Source organism: Desulfogranum mediterraneum DSM 13871, assembly GCF_000429965.1.
Taxonomy (GTDB): Bacteria; Desulfobacterota; Desulfobulbia; order Desulfobulbales; family Desulfobulbaceae; genus Desulfogranum; species Desulfogranum mediterraneum.
This window is the reverse complement of record NZ_AUCW01000037.1, coordinates 1-18,383: the sequence shown is the minus strand read 5'-3', so window position 1 is coordinate 18,383 and position 18,383 is coordinate 1. Positions and strand designations below refer to the sequence as shown.

The window sequence follows — 18,383 nt, the reverse complement described above, 5'->3', positions numbered from 1 at the left end:
GCCAACTGTGCATAATTCCTGTTATGCTGAGCTCAGCATAACAGGAAAAACTGGCTCTTTTCAGGAACTCCTGAAGGAGCGGAAGCCAGTGCAGCGTTGTATAGCCTGATTGAAACAGCCAAAGCAAATGGACTTGAGCCCTACAGTTATCTTCGTCATATTTTCGAGGGCCTACCGCTGGCTGAATCCCTGGAAGATTATGAAGCCTTGCTCCCCTGGAATGCCAAGGCAGCAATCAGCAATACTTCAATCTAGGTGACGAGGTGCGGTTCTGCAGGCGCTTACGTTATAGCGGTCCCAACAATAAAAAAAGCCCCTGGCTATCATGGCCAGGGGCTTTTTTTTGTAAAATATTCGATAGACGGGGTTGAAACCCTACCATTTTCCTCCCTCCAGGCTTGGCTGATTATTTGCTCATCCTGCAGGGGTGTTAAATTGTGTTAAACTGCGACCCCGTTCAGGGTGCAATAAAAAAGGGGTTAGCAATGAGCTAACCCCTTGAAATATCAATGGTGCGGAGGTCGGAGCCATCATTATATTTATTTTGATGTAATATTATATAGATACTGGCAACACTTCAGTTCGGCATAATCAAATACACACCTCCGTACACACAGAAAACAGTCTTTGGTAGGTTGAGATTTTTTCAAGCCATATAATATTCAAGCATTAGGCGTTCGCTTTTAGGGGCTGCTCCAGCCCCTTTCAATGTTTTTGCAAAAGACGTTCTATACTACATTAACAGACAACATCTTTCATATGCTCTAAGGTTACAAATTTTTCGATAGAAGCAACATCAAGCTCATTCAGCTGCAGCCTCTTTTTCAGGTCATCCTTCACTTCGCCATACTCCTTCCCTTTGTATTCTGTCCTTGCTTCACCTACAAAAGAAACTACTTTTTCTCCGAAATCAAGTATTCGCTCGGAAGAGATAAACCATAGATCAGAAACATGAGGTTCCGCACCGTCATGAAGTAAATTATTTGGTGCAATCATGGAAGGGATTATATCTTCTTTGGGAATAGTGGGTCTTTCGTTATGCAGCCAATCAACATGTCCTTTGGCTTGCAATACATGCTTTTTTGCAATCTTACTATCTGAATCTTTTTTGGTCTTCGCCTCAAAAGTAAAACTCTTGGCATGCGAAAAAATCCATATCACATCTGGATCGCCATCATTATCGGATCTAATTGCTTCTGCACCAAGAAAAACACCAATATTCTCAAGTCCCATATGAAATTGATTTGGCACCTTTAAATTCATTAACTGGTCTATAGTGGCCGTTGCATGTCTTCCAAATTTCGGACCGATCCAACCCAAGGACACAATGCATTTCCAAACCTGTTCGGCCTGCACATCCGCTGCATCACTTTCATCTTTCACATGGTACGTTTTCTTTCTTTTTATAAGCAAATTATTGATCCACCCAGCATTTATACCTGCTCCTTTGGCCTGAACTAATGCTTTGATTTCTCCATCAGTATTTCCAAGCTGCTTTGCTGCGTGTGATTCTAAATAACACCACCATGACTTATAACCAGAAAATGCAGGATCAATAATTGAATCAGACAGTTTTACTGCCTTAGCAATAGCATCGGAAAAATCCCCGTTCCATAAAGAGCGTGAATATTTCACTTCCAACTTTCCACTGTCCTCAAAATCTTTGCGACCTTTACCAGTATCTTTCAACTCGATATCTTCAAAGGATAGATTGGCCTCTTTCCTATACTCAGGGTCTTCAATAAGCCCTACAATCATATCCTTCAAGTCTTCAACATCACCCCTTGCAACGTCCCCTTGCTCCTTACCCCAAATCAACTCTTTCTGTATTTCCATAGGGAACCCAGAAGTTAAATCTTGATTGGTCAAACTATTTGACAAAGATTGTCCCAACATGAGTATTACTGCAAAATCGGTTGCATCTCTGGTACACCGCCCCATTCCTTGTATCAGCCTTGTCCGCTCCAGCCGTCTTAAAACAGGACCAAGACTCCAGTGACTGCGTAAGTGCAATTCCATTGCTCCAACTGAGGCAGGAGTTTCGGCCATGATTAACAGCCGACAATCTTCACCAGGCAAATCAATCCCATCATACCGCCCAGATAGACACAACAACGTATTTTCAGATTCAGTAAATGGCTCAAGTGATTCTTCAATATCCTTGGCGGTCAATTTGGCTGGACCATCATCTATTGAATCTTGAAATAACTGGTAATACTTGTCTGCTGTTGAAAATGATGGTGCAAGCAGCAATGCCCGCTTATCGCTTATTTCCTCCCAAACGCCATCAATTAGTTCGCTGGTTGCATCCTCTTCCATATAAAGATCTGGGATGAAGATATATCTTTTACCCCATTCAGCATGCTCAGCCTCTATCGACTTTATGTTTACAACTCCATAGCTTCGCTCTAAATCTCCAACACCTTCAATAGTTGCAGACATATAAATTCTTTGGGTTGTATCGGCAAAAGGTTCGTGGGTATGAGTTGGAGGAATAATTGGTCGAATAACTATTTCAGAACAAGATACTAAAAAAATGCAAGCATGAAGGTTGTTCTTTATAACTGACCAAGGAAAATATATATCTCCATAGCTCGTATCAGCACCATCCAAGTAAGAAGATACCCCTTGAAGAATTTCTTTATGATAATGAACATCTACCATCTCAAATGCATTAATCTGAGATTCATCACAAACAATTCTATATTGAGAATCAGTTAACCCAGATCTTAACTCATGCAGTACATCATCATAAATTTGACTGTATTTGTTCCTCTTAATGGAGACTGTCCACATGTCAATAACATGTTTGGCACCACCATGTGCATCATCTAAAATCAACACATCTGATTCTTGGATTACTGGGTTGACGTTGAAAAGGTTTGAGTATGTAGATATGCCAATAGCATCACCTGACAAATATTTTCCTTCTTCCCCACGATCCCTAACGCTTTTATTACCAATCAAGTTTGCATATTCAATACCAAGATTATCGGCTTCCTTTATTATCTGGCGAGCCAATTGGTTAGTTAAAGTAAGATAAGCAACTCTACTATTTGAAACCTTTCTCCTCCACTCAGCGATAAGTAAGCCAACAGTCGTCTTACCTGTTCCTGTTGGCAACTCAATTGCAATGTCTGGGTGCTGACTTATCTTATGATAATCTTTTAAAACATCACCTTGAGGAACCCTCAAATAGCCATGACTTGCAGCCCTATTTGGAAGATTCGAAAATAAGTCCTGAACCGTCTCATACTTCTGTTTCTTTTTGATTTTTTTGAATGACGGTCGTTTCTTACTCATGGTGTAATCCTTGATTTTTGGTATTAAAAGTTATTTCAAATCCGTTTCCGATTTCTATATATTATTCACAGCCTACAGATTTAAGGCCGCCTCTTATATCACGAGACTTTATTCTCGAATTTTTTTTCAGATCAAATTAGACACGAGCATTATGCGCTCCTGTAAAGGGGTACCCTTCTCAGCCAGCCTCCTATCGAAGTTTTTTCAAGTCGCTCATAGATATACTATAGGTGTCTTCGGTATCCCTTTGTTCATGGGCAAGTAAATAATTATCGTTCAAATTTATTACATTTTTGTAAAACACCTTCACCGAAACAAGGTACAATTCAACCCTACAGATCCAACCCTGCACCATACTTCTTCAACCACACCTTACGCTCATTGAAATCAGGCATCACCTTGTCTACCTCATTCCAGAATGCATCATTATGATTTCTATGGTGGATGTGACAGAGTTCATGAACCACCATGTAATCAATGATCTTTGCAGGAGCCATCATGCACTTCCAATGGAATTGCAACATATTGCTCTTTGTACAGGATGCCCAGCGATAACCGATATCCTTCACCTTTAAACCTGTTGGCTTAACACCTACCTTGGAAGCAAAATGTTCAATTCGCTTACTAATACGACTTACACCCTTTTCAATGTAGAAGGCTTCAAATGCTGCCTTTGCTGCAGCCTCACCACCTGCATCAATCAATGAACGCTTCAAGCAGAACCTGCCTTCCAGCAGCTTCAAGTCAACGTCCTGATCTGCAACCAGTGAGAGGCGGTAACTGCGCCCCAGATACAGAAACGATTCTCCATTTACCCATTCACGTACAACAGCAGTTGCATTCAGATCACGCCATTCAGCCAAATTCTTGTATATCCACATACGCTTGCTTTCCACAACAGCATCCACCTTTTCAGGAGTAACCCCTTTAGGTGGGCGTACGGTAACTTCTCCATTACGCTCAATGACAATATCTGTGGTCTTCCTGTCTGCACCTGGAAGCAGTACATAATCAATATCTTTAACACGTCTGGCTATCACTTCTTTCCACCATTTAGTAATTCATCATGCCGATTCTTGGCCAACTTCATCACTTCCACTGCAACTCGTTCACGATTCTCCTTTAACTGAGCAATCCCTGTTAAAGTCAAGGCAGTCTTTATTTTACTGCGAGTTTGCTTTTGTTTATCACTGTTATTCCAGAAATCAATACTGCCGATACTTTCCTGTAATGTCTCAACAATTGATTCCATCAAATCCTTCATCTTCGTTTTTTCTGCACTTGGCACTTTACCGTCTGCAAACGCCTCATTTGCGATGTGATCAAAGAAAGTAGTTGCCTCTTTACTCATCCCCTCTTTGCCTTCTTTACGCCCTTCTGTAGCGACTGTACGCAGTTTTTCAAGCTCTTCTGCCAGCACCTTCCAATTATCCTGATACTGGTCAATTAGATTATCTACCTTTTCAGATAGGCTTTTGTAGAAAGCTGGATCTTCGTCATGGTGGACAGTGCAATGTTTACGAATGGCGTGCTCCATCTCACTGGCTTTGGCTTCAAGATTATCTCCTGCATGTTGTTGGAGTTTTTCCAGAAAATCATCAGCAAGCAATTCTACAGGTGGAACTTTTGGATTGATGCCCAAGCTGATCAGATGGGCATTAATCAGGTCTTTAACTTTCTCTCCTGCATTACCAAGGCTCAGACTTGCATCTTTATACCGCTCTTTGGTTACTCGCAGAATATACCCAAATCTCCTTGCAGGTACTCGATATGGACCAGCAGCCTCATTAGGCAAAACGATATCCATACTCATCAGGAACTTTTTCAGATACACATCAAAATCAGCTCGCAGCTTCTCATCCTTCAACAAATTTACCGCTGCATGAACAACTACAGCATCAGCTTCAATATTTGGCAATGTACCCTGCACAAAGGCTTCGACATCCTTCACCTTATGCATTGCAAAGAGCTGCAGAAGCCTCTGATATCGCTCTTCCAGCACAGGGACTTCTGAAGTGATGCTTTTTAAACCATCTGCAAGCTCTGCCTGCTCATCAGTTGCTGCATAAATAGTCAAAGCATTAGTCAGGTGATTGGATAGACCGATATAATCAACGATGTACCCACGCTTCTTACCCTTGGCCACACGGTTTGTTCTGGCAATTGCCTGCAGCAGGGTATGCTCACGTATTTTTTTATCTATATACATCACCTGTTCAATTGGAGCATCAAATCCAGTAAGGAGCATATCGCATACAATGAGAAAGGCAATTCCAGTCTCTTCTTTGTCTGGATCATCAAAATCAAAAGGCTTACAGAAGTTTTCCTTGGCATTCCATGCTCTGGCTTGCCTGCGAACATTGGTGATATAGGCAGCTTCATTGGTGCCGTCACCTGAGATGATTACTGCAGCTTTTAAAAATGATAGTTTTTCAACCAGATCCAGATCTGGCTCTGAAGCTGCCTTTTCAAGTTCTATTCTCTCCTGCAAAGCATCTTCAATGGCAGATTGATATCGTATGGCAGCAAGTTTTGAATGGCAGACTATCTGTGCCTTAAAACCATTTGGCAATATGTTGCTGATATAGTGATCAACCATATCTTTTCCAATGGCATTAATACGTTGCTCTGATTCCAGAATATCACCAGTTGCGCCATATTTCTTTTTAATGGCAAGGATGTCCTCTTCACTCCGATCCCGAAATATGTCTTCAAAGGCAGTTTCAAAGGCATGCTTGTCTGTTAATGCAGCATCTGCAGTCTTGCCTTCATAAAGGATCTGCAAGGTGGCACCATCATTAACGGCATCCATAAGGCGGTATGTATCAATATACTGACCGAAACGCTTATGTGTTCTTTTCATGCCATGGCGTTCAGTAATCAGTGGCGTACCTGTGAATGCGATCCGTGCAGCATTTGGAAAGGCTTCAAAGATATTATCGCCAAGATCAGAACCTTGTGTTCTATGAGCTTCATCAATCATCAACAGGATTCGATCAGAGGTATTCACTACGCCAAAAGTTTTACCAGATGGCATTGCCTGATACGTTCCAAGTGCCTCTGCAAGCTGCAGACTTAAACTCTCCTCCCGTTGCTGGAATTTATGCACCATCACCATATTGATATCAGAGGTGTCGGTACTCAGTTCTGTGCGCAGACTGGCACTATTGCCAATAACATTTACTCGGCCGCCTATAAGCGTTGCAGTTTTTCCAAGCTGATCTTCCAGATCAATACGGTCATTAATAAGGACAATTTTGAAGTCGTTTAAATCTTTTGATGCACGAATCATTCGTGCCACAAATACCATTGTTAACGACTTGCCAGATCCTTGTGTATGCCAGACTACACCACTACGCTGCAGTGCATTTTCTCCTCTTCGCAGCTGTTCACAGATCTTTCCTGCTGCCCTGAATTGTTGATACCTGCAAACCACTTTTATACGTGCCCCATTATCCGTATCCATGAACACAGTAGAGGTACGCAATATCTGTAACAGGCTCTTCTTATTCAACATGCCTGCAATAAGTTGCTGCTGCTGGTTCATACCTTCTGCAGTAGCATCTTCATTGGGCCACTGCGTTTTCCAAGGGAAGAAATGCTCCTCTCCAGAGGTTATGGTGCCAAAATCTGCTTCAAGGCCACATGAACGAATGAGCAATAAAGCTGTATGAAATAATCGTGGTTCTCCTTCTTTTAATCCCTGTTGTTCAGTAGCCTTACGCCTATTCATATATCGCTGCAACTGCTCAAATGCCTCAGGCATGGGATTAGCACAGGTTGGCCCACCTTTCTTACATTCGACAACAGCAAGTGGAATACCATTCACGAACAAGACAATATCAGGGATGATGAATTGTTTTACACAACCAGGTGTATCTACACGAAACTGGTTTATTGCATGGAACTGGTTATTTTCGGGGTTCTCAAAGTCGATCAGCTTTACAACAGGGTCTTGTTCTCCAGTGATTTCATTGCAGTCAACCTGTGCTTTAAAAATCAGCTTCTGGATGGATTCATTTGCTTCCAATAGAGTTTTATTGGGCTGACGTAGAATTTGATCCTGCAAATCCTGCAATTGCTTGCTGGTAAGCCAAGACTCTCCAGTAGATGTTCTATTGATACCTGCAACAGCTTTAACAAAAACATCTGGCAGCAACCACTGCCGAAAAGTTTGACGAAGACTCTTTATTGGATCTTGAGGGATCTCTGCCCCCTGATCAATGGAAGTCCACCCCAGTGATTGTAACTCTCCCAGAAATGGTAGTTCGACTTCGGTATACTCTGACATGCTCTATTTCCTACTGGTCAACTTTGACCTGAACCTTTCCTGTTAATAGATCTTGCATGAGGCCAAACTTTTGAAGTTGGTATTTTCTTAGCAATTCCTTTTCTGTACGAATTTTCAAATCAACACCTCGCAATCGCTCAACAATCCTTAATTGCTCATCTTTTTCAGGGAGTACAGAAATAAGGTCTTTCATTTCACCTACATTAAAATGCTGCTGTGCTAATCCACCTTGTTTTCGCAATACCTGACCTTTTCCATATGATGAATTTACCCAATAACAAAGAAAATCAGGATCAATCAAACCTGAAGGTCGAGATATCAGAATATCAACGCAATTACATTTATCATATTCTTCTGGAACAACTACGCTAGTGCCAGGATAACCAGTCCGCACTGTAAGTATATCACCAAAATGTATCTGGCTTTTATGCAGCAATTGGTTGGAATACTGAGAAATAAAAACAAAATCGCTTTCATCCACGCCTTCTTCACGTACGTTGGCTGAACGAAAAGTAGGCACACCGTCAGTCACATAATAATCTGCTGGTCGTATAACAATACCTACACATATGCGATCACAAATCTCATCACATCTCTTCCAATCCCATTCTCTTGGAATCCACCCTACATGGGTTTCTTTATACAACTCAGGAGCTTGCTCTCTTGGTTGGCGCAGGTTTCCACCTGCAGTAACACCACGAGTAAACAAGTCGTTCATTAAACCTACTTTGATCTGCTGGTATTTGTGGATTAGTGATTCTGTGCGCTCAATTGTGCAGTCAATGTTATTTAAGATTGCGGCAATTTTCTCCTGCTTCACAAATGGAAACTTCGGAACAGGAAATTTGTATAAATCACTTTTACTGATAGCCAGAAACGTTGTACCTTGACTCCAACGATTCAGGAAATTCATATTGTGATCTAATGCATACTTAAGAAAGAGACTGGTCGCAGCATCCGATTTTGCCATAATCGCCCCAAGACCACGCCCTATACAGTAGTCTTGATCACTTAAGTTCATCTTACCCACAGGTGCACGCACACTAATTAAAATAGAACCCTTTCTTGCAATTCTTAATGGTGGATAACAATGCTGTTGTGGTTTGGGATAACGAACCTCAAACTCTGCACAACCTTGCAAAAAGGGCAATCCTCGCTCATCCAAATTATGAGAACTCGAACTTGGCGATTGACCCATTGTAATTTCTGCTAATGCCCCTAAGCTAATACAGCTCATGTGTTCACTCATATCCCAACTCCACCAAAAACTCTTCGAGCTGCTTCGATGCAGCATCTCGATCTGCTGCAATCTCCTTGGCAGTCATTGCATATTTATTACACAAATTTTCAATGGCTTTGATGCAGGCTCGCTGATCTGCACGAAGATATGCTTGATACGTTCTCATCAAAACATTTCGAAGACGCTCAATAATCACAACACGTGCCTCATTGGCTGATATTTTATCCCTCGCACTTTCAACCAATTCATCACGTTTTTGCTCAACACCTTTAATGCTGACTTTTAAGGCTTTGACCTCATCTTCTAGTGACTTATGGCGAGCTAGACTTTTTTCAATATTTCCAGCAACACCTCTTGCCATCTCACCCCTTTCAATTGCTCCAAGTAGTTCCATTGCATAATCAGAGTGATGATTTAACTGATTTGCCAATTCCAATATGCGATTACCATTTTCAAACTGCGCCAAGTTCTGAGTCAAACCTTCAGTGCAGTAAAAGCCTTTCTTTTCACCTTTAGGCAAAATGCCTGCTGCTTTAATTTCTGCAAAAATATTTCCTGCCAAAGCTTTCAATTCTTTCAATTCTGCTTTCCACAGAGCATTCTGATCCTTGAGTTCCTCCTTCTTACTCTTCACCTCATCTGCAGGTAAAACACCTGTATCCTCGGTATCCTCAAAGTCTTCTTCTCCTGCAGCACTAAACAATGCTTGTAGCTCTGATAACCGAACCTTTGCCTGTTCCATTTCTTCCAACACCTCTGGAAACTGGCTTTGCAGGATATCATCATCTGGAATCAGTTCTGGACCCCAACCACTTGCAGCAATTGATTTGAAATCTGCCTTGAGCGTATCCACATACTTTGCAAATGCCCCACGGATCTGAAATGGAGTCAGGAGATCCTGCCCAATAAACTCTTCTGCAATGCTCTGCAAGAGACTGCTTTTCATTACATAGACATTGCCTGCATTTTCATGCTGGTTTTCTGGATCATGGGCAAGTGCCTCAATAATAGGCAAGTTACTCTGCCACCACCCTTCAAGCTGTTCTATAAACGCTTCATGGCGTGTAATTACACCTACATGGTTGGTAACAAAATCAGCGATATCCCGCTTCTCAGCAATGGAATCGGCAATATCCATATACACTTCATCACGAGGAACGAAACAATCCTGCTGCAGCCCATCATAGTTATTCCAGAAATGGCTAAGTGACTCTATTTCGACAACTGGAACACCTCCATGCAGATGAGCACGTACATCATGAGGTTCAGGAGGTGGTGCGTTATCCACATACCTGCGAATATTGCAGTTGAAATCTTCTGCTTCTATCTCTGTTGCTAGAACTTTTCGTGCATATTTTGGGATATCTGCACCTTTTCGATATGCATTGACTATCTTATCAATATCTTCAGGGCGTATATGATTCTGAGCCTTACCCTCCCGATATTCTCTGTCTGCATTTATAAACAGTACATGCTCACGCTCAGCTGCCCCATGTTTGTTTAATACCAAAATACAGGCGGGAATACCTGTTCCATAAAAAAGATTGCTTGGCAGGCCAATGATGGCTTCCAAATACCCTTTCTTGATAAAATACTCCCTTGCAAGCCGTTCTTCTCCACCACGAAAGAGCACACCATGAGGCATAACAGTTGCCAAACGACCATCATGTTTTAGTACAGAAAGCATATGCTGAACAAACATCAGGTCTGCTTTCTTCCCCTTCTCTGGCATCATCACTGGAAAACGACCTGGAAATTTCAGATCTTTCTTAATGTAATTTTGACTAAAAGGGGGATTGGCCAAAACCCTGTCAAACCGTTTCAACTCGTTATTCTCAGCTAAATGCTGCGGTTCTCGTATAGTGTCTTCCTGCCGAATATCAGCATGTGATATGCCATGCAACAGCATGTTCATTTTACAGATGGACCATGTAGTGCCATACTTTTCCTGTCCATTCAGTGAAAGTTCACCAGCATCTCCACCTGACTCACGTAAATAATCACGTGTTTGTATCAGCATGCCACCAGATCCTACAGTAGGATCATAAATACTCATCCCAGCCTGAGGATCACAGATCTCAACACAGATACGTACAACCTCTGCAGGAGTGTAGAACTCTCCTGCCTTCTTACCTGCAGAATCTGCAAAATATTTAATCAGCCATTCATATGCAGCACCAAGCAAATCAGGGAATTCAAAGTCCTCATCTCGAAGAGGGATCTTTTCAAAGTTCTGGATAAAATCGGCCAGAGTGTCATCATCCAGCGTTCTCTGCCCGATCTTGCGGTTGAAGTTGATTCCCTTCAGAACATCCTCCAAAGCATCCACATTAGCATCTTCTATGGCTTCAAGAGCCTTATTCAATGCAGTACCAACATTCTCCTTCACGTGCTTTAATGCAGGATGATGAATGATCTCGGTTTCTCCATCTTTTACAACCTCTTCATCCCACCCCTGATTCCAACGTGCCCGTTTAGGAACGTAAAAATATTTTCCAGAGTAATGATCATGCTCTTTTAACTGCTCAGCTATGTCCTCTTCAGCCATACCTTGAGCCTTCCACTCCGCAGTTAGCTCTACCTGCCTCTGGTCGAAAAGATCACTGGCACGCTTCAAGAACAACATGCCGAAAATATATTCTTTGTATTCGCTGGCATCCATGCTGCCACGCAGATCATCGCAAGCCGTAAGCAGGAGGTTTTCCAGACGTGCAAGTGTAAGTTTTGTCGTTGCCATTATATAATCAGTACCTTTAAGATATTTGAATAAACCACGTAATTTATGGGACATATTACGGTTGTTCTTTAATTTCTGCACCTAAATATGATAGGCGTCCCAAACTTTGGCGAAAAAACAATCACATGAACTAAATCATGCAAACAGGGCGTCCAGCAAAAGGACACCACAACGTAGTAGAGTTGGAAAAAGTTCCCATAAAGTGGGAATAGAGAAGAAGGGGGGTAATTAAATACAATATTAAGATGTTACTTGTATTATTACCCCCGAAAGAATTGAACAGAACAAAAGAATCAACTACCTACAACCAAGTTTTTTCTGGGGTTCTCTTATATGCTGCGCCATTAAAAACATCATACAAAATCTCAATAATTTACTTAATCCCGCAGCAAGATAACTTACTCCAAACTCCTCCTCTTCCCTACCTTCCACTCTATGGGAACTTTTTTATTAATCACGTGTTACCACATAATTAAAACTCCACATCCACTTTTATGGGAAAGCCAAACATTTTTTTATATTCGGTTATCATGACACGCTTCAACAAAGAACGATCTGATCGCTTCACTACAAAACTGTCATGTATTGGAAGACAGGGTTTCCCTTCCTTTGCAAATATGAGCAATATCTTCTCTGTTAGCTGAGAGTCCAGAAACTGCAACTTTCTGCCAATCTGATTGAACATTGTGCCTGCAAGTTTTGGATGATGAGAAAGAACTCGATCAATGACATCATCAAATTCAAAATAGCCCATCTCATCTACCATATATATGTCATTGCTATTATAAGATTTGTATGACTTAACCGTCCAGACCTGTGCAGGAAGTTCAAGTTCCCCTTTAAGGATGTCACCAGCGATTGAGTTCCTCAACTCACCACGTGACTTCACGTTTAAAGTACGCAACAAGGTCTGCTTGGCAAATTTCCGACATTTTTTATCATTACTGAAACCAGGGATATAATATAACTCCCCTCTAGGAGTCGGCATTTTTTCAAAGATATTGTACGCCATTGCAACATGAAAACTTGCGTAGTCAATTTCGCTTGCAGGCTCACCGTCAATTCTTATCCTGCTTCTGAATGGGATAATTCTATTTGGTAAATTCTGCCAGAATCCACCATAAAACCTGCCACCACTTTCAAAATCATCTACGAACTTCCTACGTAAATACACGTCTGTGAGATCAAGAAACGGGACCTTTCTTTTCAAAAAATCAACCGTCTCTTTTGGTACATAATCGGGGAGATACAAGCTATATGAATGTTGCCGTAAAACCTCATTAATCAAGTTCACATTTGCACGTGCACTAACAGTAAAATCATCATCTATGTATTCAATTATTTTCTTGCTGCTCGTATCTTCATCATCTGTTCGCAGGATTATATTTTCTGATGCTGGGTATATAGTCCTTATATTCACACCCTCAAATAATGCAGATAGCTTTCTGGTCGCTCTCATCCTTGAAATATTACCAGTGCCACGCCCTCTACCCCATTCACCAAGCTCCATGTCGATATATCCCTTTTCATGCAGGTAATCCACAATGGTAATTGTATAATCATATGAGTAATTTGTAACAGTTTCGTACCTACTTCGTTTACAAACACTACCTCTTGGAAGTGAATACGCAGCCTTTTTTCTCCAGTATCCAACCCATTTCGTGCTCGTGAGATATTTCAGATAAAGAAATGAAACAATTCCCTCAATGTGTTTTCTCTTTTCTTCGATCTTACTGCTGCCCTTGAATGGTATTAGTTCCAGAAGTTCTTCAATTATTTTGCAAAAGACAGGATCTTCACACCTCCATGAGTAATTTAGAAAATCTGTCTCCAACCTTTCGCTCAAATGAGAGTTAGGCACATAATTAGGATTATTCTCCCACCAAATCAGCGATTTTAGAGCACGAAGACCATCAGGAGTTTTAGGGTCAAGCTGTCTGAAATTCATTGATCCCCACTGACAACCACTACTTTCCCTTATCAGTTCTCCCATGACTGCCTCCCTTCTCCTCTGGTGACTATTGCTCTATCATTCTGTGTATATATAGTGTGGGTAAAGACTCTGCCGCTTGACAAACCACTGTTTTCAATACATTCAAGCAGCCATGCATCAATTTCATGCTCTAGCCAGCCGACTGCCCTCGCACCAAGAGTAATTTGTTTTGGGAACGTACCTTTTTTAATGCGCTCATACACAGTTGATCTACTTAAACCAACCCTGTCCAGTACCTGAGTTAAACGCAATATTCTTGTTTTTTGCCCTCCTTTATTTGTATGCATAGTGTTCTCCTTCTTTAAAAAATTGCCAATCACATCATAATCACCTCCATCAGTGGAAAGATTTTTGTAACTGAGTATGGGGAAAACTATACCCGAAGCGAGGAAAGGAAACGTTGCAGCTGCAATTGCAAATGCAAGAAATGCTTTTTCTGCTGTGTGGGAGAACTACGAAGAATGAGAAACGATTGTTGAAGGAATTGGTTGCAGAAGAGTTAGAGAGCTTACATCTCACATTTTATATCTTTCAAGAACTTCTTTTTCATTTTCTTTCGGATCATAATTTCTTTTTAATCTTTTTCTAGAATCAGCGATCACATGGTTCAAATTTGATACAGATATCCCATTCAGTTCACCATAGACATCACTTATAAACTTTCGCAGGTCTTTATCTGTTTTGAAATTTTTGTCCTTAAACCTACCCATCAGGCATACATCCAATGTTGCAATGACATATTCATAAGTTTCTGGACTGTAAGAATCATCCTCATCAGGTTCCTGTTCCTCGTGTTTTGCCTTAACACTCACAATCCCAAATTTTACTTTATCCTCCTCAGATAAAGGCTGATCAATCAATTCTTGAAATTCTCTATGTTTCTCAGCTAAAGCCTCTTCATCAATTCCATTAGCCTCGTGGCAATCTAACTCTTCATCTTGAGCTTTCACTTCCTCTTTTTCGCCTGCATTACCTGCTGCCCATTTGTCAAAGGATTCAAGATGAATGTACAAATTACTCTCTGCAAATAGGATTTCTACAGGGTAGTTCAACTTTTGCTCTTTCATGCGATATTCCACATGGCCATCTTTGCATGCCTGAAAAAGCTCTGACTTCAAGAGTTCTAAACAAGATCCTTCATCACCACACCAGTATCTTACCAACGCATCTGCAGGGACGTACTTCGGTTTTATCCAAGAATCATTTTTCTTATGTTGAAGCATTCTTACTCCTCGATACTATCTCTTAAATCATCAAGGCAATCTGCCCACCACTGCAGCAATTCACGTCTTTGCTCAATATACTCACTTCTATTATACGCACCTTTGATTTTGTTCTTTTCTTCATGTGCAAGAGCTTTTTCAATAACTTCGCTAGCAAAAAGAGAACTCTCGTAGGCGGTTGAGGAAAATGATGCTCGGAATCCATGAGGAGTTGCCTTACCTCTATATCCCATATCTCTGAGAGCTTTTGACATAGCATTATCACTCATTGGCTTATTCTCATCACGTACACTTGGAAAAATTAGTCCATCCTGCCCCCACAATTTTCCTGCTCTCTCTATAACTGCAATTGCTTGAGTTGATAGTGTGACAATATGTGGCCTACGCATTTTCATGCGCTCAGCAGGAATTTCCCAAATTTTTTCTTCAAGGTTAACCTCTACCCATCGTGCTCCTCGAACTTCACTAGATCTGCATGCTGTAAGTGATGTAAATTGCAATGCCAGTTTAGTTGTAATATGAATGCTCTCGCTGGCATTAATATCTTTGAGGAGTTGGCCTAATTCTTTGGCGAAGACAGCAGGCATATGATTAACAGCTTTAGCTTTCAAAACACCTTGCATATCTGCAGCAGGATTGTAAGTCGCTACCCCTGTTTGTACTGCATAACGAAAAACCGCATTTATCCTCTGCAAAACTTTCCGAGCGATTTCCAAACTACCACGGTTTTCAATCCTTCTTAATATTTTCAGAACTTCTGGTGGAGTAATGGAATCAATGGCTTTATCACCGAAGGAGCCAAAAACGTCATTTTTTAAAGTCCCAAGAACTGCAACAGCATGATCATGACTCCAACGACCTTTTTGTTGCTCTATCCATTCTAAAGCAACAAACTCAAAAGATATGGCCCTTTTCCGCTTTTCAACCAGTTCTTTTTCCCTATTCGCCTGTTTAGTTTTTTTTCGCTGATGGTTTGGATTAATCCCGTCCTTTACAAGGACTTCTGCAGCCCTGCGTGCTTCTCTAGCTTCTGCAAGGGAGAGATCTGGATATCGACCAATGATATGCATTTGTTGCTCTCCACTGATCCTGAAACGGTATAGCCAGCGTTTCACACCAGATTGGAGAATTTCAAATGAAAGCCCATTACCATCAGCCAATCGGCCAGGCTCTTTTCTGCTACGAACTTCAAGCACTGTAAGTTTTGACATTTTTACGCCACGTGTGTGTATTGATATGAATCAGTTCGTCTTTCATTTTAAATATACACACAGATACACACATTGATCAAAGGATTTTTTCGGTTGCTATCGGACGATAACGGACATAAAGGCAATAAAAAAGCCCCAAAACCGACAGGTTTCGAGGCTAAAAAGAATCTAACAGGATCTTCCTGGATTATTTGATGGTGCCGGAGGTCGGAATCGAACCGACACGAGCGTAAGCCCGCTGGATTTTGAGTCCAGTGCGTCTACCAGTTTCACCACTCCGGCGTAGGCTCGTATATACCCAAATCCCCTCTTTTTCGTCAAGAGAAAAGGTGGACTCCTTAGCTCCCCTGGTCAAGCAGCAAGACCTTGCCCTGTCCACATCCCAGAATACCCTTGGAAAAACAGGACGATGACCTTCGAGTAAGGGCCAAAACCTTTAGCCACCATTCTGGTCACCACCACTGTTTCTCGAGATAACCGATCTGAAGAATAGAATTTACCTATCCGACCACCTCGAGCCATATGTATTATCTATTTGTTTTTTCTACCTTTACAGAGTACTCGTTGGCCTGCCTGTCCAACTTCACGATTCACTTTTTCACAACAACAGCTATTAGCCGATATTGGCCGATCATTCATCTCCCATGGATACCATTCTAAAAGCGACGTCACTCAACAAGTCTTTTGGACCAATAAGAGCTCTGTCTAACATCAACTTCTCCATAAAAAAAGGCGAAGTGGTTGCACTGATCGGAGATAACGGTGCTGGCAAATCGACGGTCATTAAAATTCTCGCAGGACTGTTTCGGCCGGATTCCGGCTCACTACAAATAGCTGGAAAGCAAGTCAACTTGAAACGCTACTCTGTACGTACAGCACGCGCCCTTGGGATTGAAACCGTCTACCAGGAACGTTCCTTGGGAGAAAAGCAACCACTATGGCGCAACGTTTTTGTTGGTCGCCATTTAAAAAACTCCTTTGGCTTTATCAGAGTCAAAGAAGAGAAGGCACTGACACTGGCAATGCTCAAGAACAGTATTGGCTTAAAGGGTGTTGGCATTTCAGCCGATGCCCTGGTCTGCACCCTTTCCGGAGGCGAGCGACAAGGGCTCGCAATCAGTCGGGCAATGCATTTCAACTCTGCACTTACGATTCTCGATGAACCCACCACTGCCCTGGCGGTCAAGGAGGTGGCCATGGTGCTCAACTTCATCCGTTCGATCCCTGAGAAAGGACGCTCTGCCCTGTTTGTCTCCCACAACCTCCATCATGTCCATGAGGTCGCCGACCGCTTCGTCTTCATCGACAGGGGAATGATTGTTCATGAATGCAGAAGAGATGCAATGAGTCTTGCTCAACTGTTCACCACCGTCGAGCAACTTTCGATGACTCCTGTACCCGGCCGTGAGAACCAATAGCATGGCACAGTTTGTATTCAAATATCGTTTGCAATTAGGGATTCTCCTGCTGCTCGTTGGCCTCCTTGGCCTGTTCACCTTTTTCAGCCCCCAAACTTTTCTCCACAGGCGTATCTATGTCGCCTTCATGTCCACCATACCTTTTCCTGCCCTTCTCGCCCTTGGCCTCACCTTCCTCATCGTTGCCGGGGAGTTGGATCTATCGTTTCCCTCTGTGATGGTTATCTCCGGCTTGAGTTTTGCCGCAGTATCGCAGACCACGGGAAGTCCTCTAGTCGGCCTGTTCGCTGCCCTTGCAACCGGGGCGTTTGCCGGCCTGTGCAACGGCATTATCGTGGTTCACCTTGGAGTTCCGTCCATAATCGCAACCATAGGGACACAGTTTTTCTGGCGCGGCTTGTCGACCCTGCTGGCAGATGGCCTGGCCCTCAACCTGACGGAATTACGGAGCAGTACCTTTCATCATATAATGGTCGGCAGGCTTTTCGACTGGATCCCCATGCAGACGGTCTGGTGCCTTACTGTTGCTATCTTTTTCTGGTTGCTTCTCAACAGGCATACCTTTGGAGATGACCTTCGATTTATCGGAGATGACATCAGCACTGCAAGGATGATGGGGGTGCGAACCGATCGCGTCAGGGTTTTGCTTTTTATTCTTATGGGAGTTATCAGCGCCCTCGCATCCGTCATGATCTGCCTTGAAATGGCAAACTGGTGGCCTACTCAAGGCGAGGGGTATCTGTTGTTGGTCTTTGCCGCCATTTTCCTTGGTGGCACCTCCGTATTTGGGGGCCAGGGGACGATTTTTGGCACAATGATCGGCTCGATCATCATAGGCATACTTGAGGCAGGCATTATCAGTTCCGGTCTCTCCGGCTACTGGACGAGGCTTGTGCATGGCCTGGTCATTGTGATCTCTGTTTCGCTCTATGCGCTGGCCTTCAAGACAAAACGACAATAATAAGGC

The 18,383-nt window shown here is 42.4% G+C and carries 11 protein-coding genes, 1 tRNA gene and 1 pseudogene; 3 read left to right on the top strand and 10 right to left on the bottom strand.

Going from position 1 to position 18,383, the window contains the following annotated elements:
* Positions 1-42: 42 nt before the first annotated feature.
* Positions 43-255: pseudogene (locus G494_RS26255) on the top strand (transposase domain-containing protein); the annotation flags it as partial.
* A 483-nt stretch (positions 256-738) separates the two neighbouring features.
* On the opposite strand, the gene G494_RS0113805 reads toward G494_RS26255, so the two are convergent.
* The 10 genes from G494_RS0113805 to G494_RS0113750 all read right to left on the bottom strand — a co-directional run bounded on the left by G494_RS0113805 (position 739) and on the right by G494_RS0113750 (position 16,280).
* Positions 739-3,303, bottom strand: coding sequence for a helicase C-terminal domain-containing protein (locus G494_RS0113805; RefSeq protein WP_084456841.1), 2,565 nt, complete (start codon positions 3,301-3,303; stop codon positions 739-741).
* A gap of 332 nt (positions 3,304-3,635) precedes the next feature.
* A complete protein-coding gene (locus tag G494_RS0113795; RefSeq protein WP_028585016.1) occupies positions 3,636-4,343 on the bottom strand; it encodes a M48 family metallopeptidase in 708 nt (235 codons plus the stop codon).
* The gene (locus G494_RS0113790) at positions 4,340-7,594 is read right to left on the bottom strand and encodes a type I restriction endonuclease subunit R (protein ID WP_028585015.1); all 3,255 of its coding nucleotides are present in this window, start codon (positions 7,592-7,594) and stop codon (positions 4,340-4,342) included. The genes G494_RS0113795 and G494_RS0113790 overlap by 4 nt, the downstream gene beginning before the upstream one ends.
* A gap of 10 nt (positions 7,595-7,604) precedes the next feature.
* Positions 7,605-8,843 (bottom strand): restriction endonuclease subunit S, encoded by a 1,239-nt coding sequence (locus G494_RS26250; protein WP_161629995.1) that lies wholly within the window; start codon positions 8,841-8,843, stop codon positions 7,605-7,607.
* Positions 8,836-11,571: a class I SAM-dependent DNA methyltransferase gene (locus G494_RS0113775; protein ID WP_028585013.1), complete on the bottom strand. Its 2,736-nt coding sequence runs from the start codon at positions 11,569-11,571 to the stop codon at positions 8,836-8,838. Before G494_RS0113775 ends, G494_RS26250 begins: the two co-directional genes overlap by 8 nt.
* Before the next feature lie 472 nt (positions 11,572-12,043).
* On the bottom strand, positions 12,044-13,564 hold the full coding sequence (locus G494_RS0113770) for a hypothetical protein (protein ID WP_028585012.1): 1,521 nt from the start codon (positions 13,562-13,564) through the stop codon (positions 12,044-12,046).
* Complete coding sequence (locus tag G494_RS26245) at positions 13,552-13,851, bottom strand: helix-turn-helix transcriptional regulator (RefSeq protein ID WP_084456837.1); 300 nt, start codon at positions 13,849-13,851, stop codon at positions 13,552-13,554. Before G494_RS26245 ends, G494_RS0113770 begins: the two co-directional genes overlap by 13 nt.
* 228 nt (positions 13,852-14,079) lie before the next feature.
* The gene (locus G494_RS0113760; RefSeq protein ID WP_028585011.1) at positions 14,080-14,787 is read right to left on the bottom strand and encodes a hypothetical protein; all 708 of its coding nucleotides are present in this window, start codon (positions 14,785-14,787) and stop codon (positions 14,080-14,082) included.
* Positions 14,788-14,789: 2 nt separating this feature from the next.
* Complete coding sequence (locus G494_RS23540) at positions 14,790-15,998, bottom strand: tyrosine-type recombinase/integrase (RefSeq protein WP_035246606.1); 1,209 nt, start codon at positions 15,996-15,998, stop codon at positions 14,790-14,792.
* Positions 15,999-16,193: 195 nt separating this feature from the next.
* Positions 16,194-16,280: transfer RNA gene (locus G494_RS0113750), tRNA-Leu, on the bottom strand.
* A gap of 362 nt (positions 16,281-16,642) precedes the next feature.
* Between G494_RS0113750 and G494_RS0113745 the strand changes: the two genes are divergently transcribed.
* Both G494_RS0113745 and G494_RS0113740 read left to right on the top strand, forming a co-directional pair.
* Positions 16,643-17,416: an ATP-binding cassette domain-containing protein gene (locus G494_RS0113745; protein WP_028585009.1), complete on the top strand. Its 774-nt coding sequence runs from the start codon at positions 16,643-16,645 to the stop codon at positions 17,414-17,416.
* A gap of 1 nt (position 17,417) precedes the next feature.
* A complete protein-coding gene (locus G494_RS0113740; RefSeq protein WP_028585008.1) occupies positions 17,418-18,377 on the top strand; it encodes an ABC transporter permease in 960 nt (319 codons plus the stop codon).
* Positions 18,378-18,383: the final 6 nt, after the last annotated feature.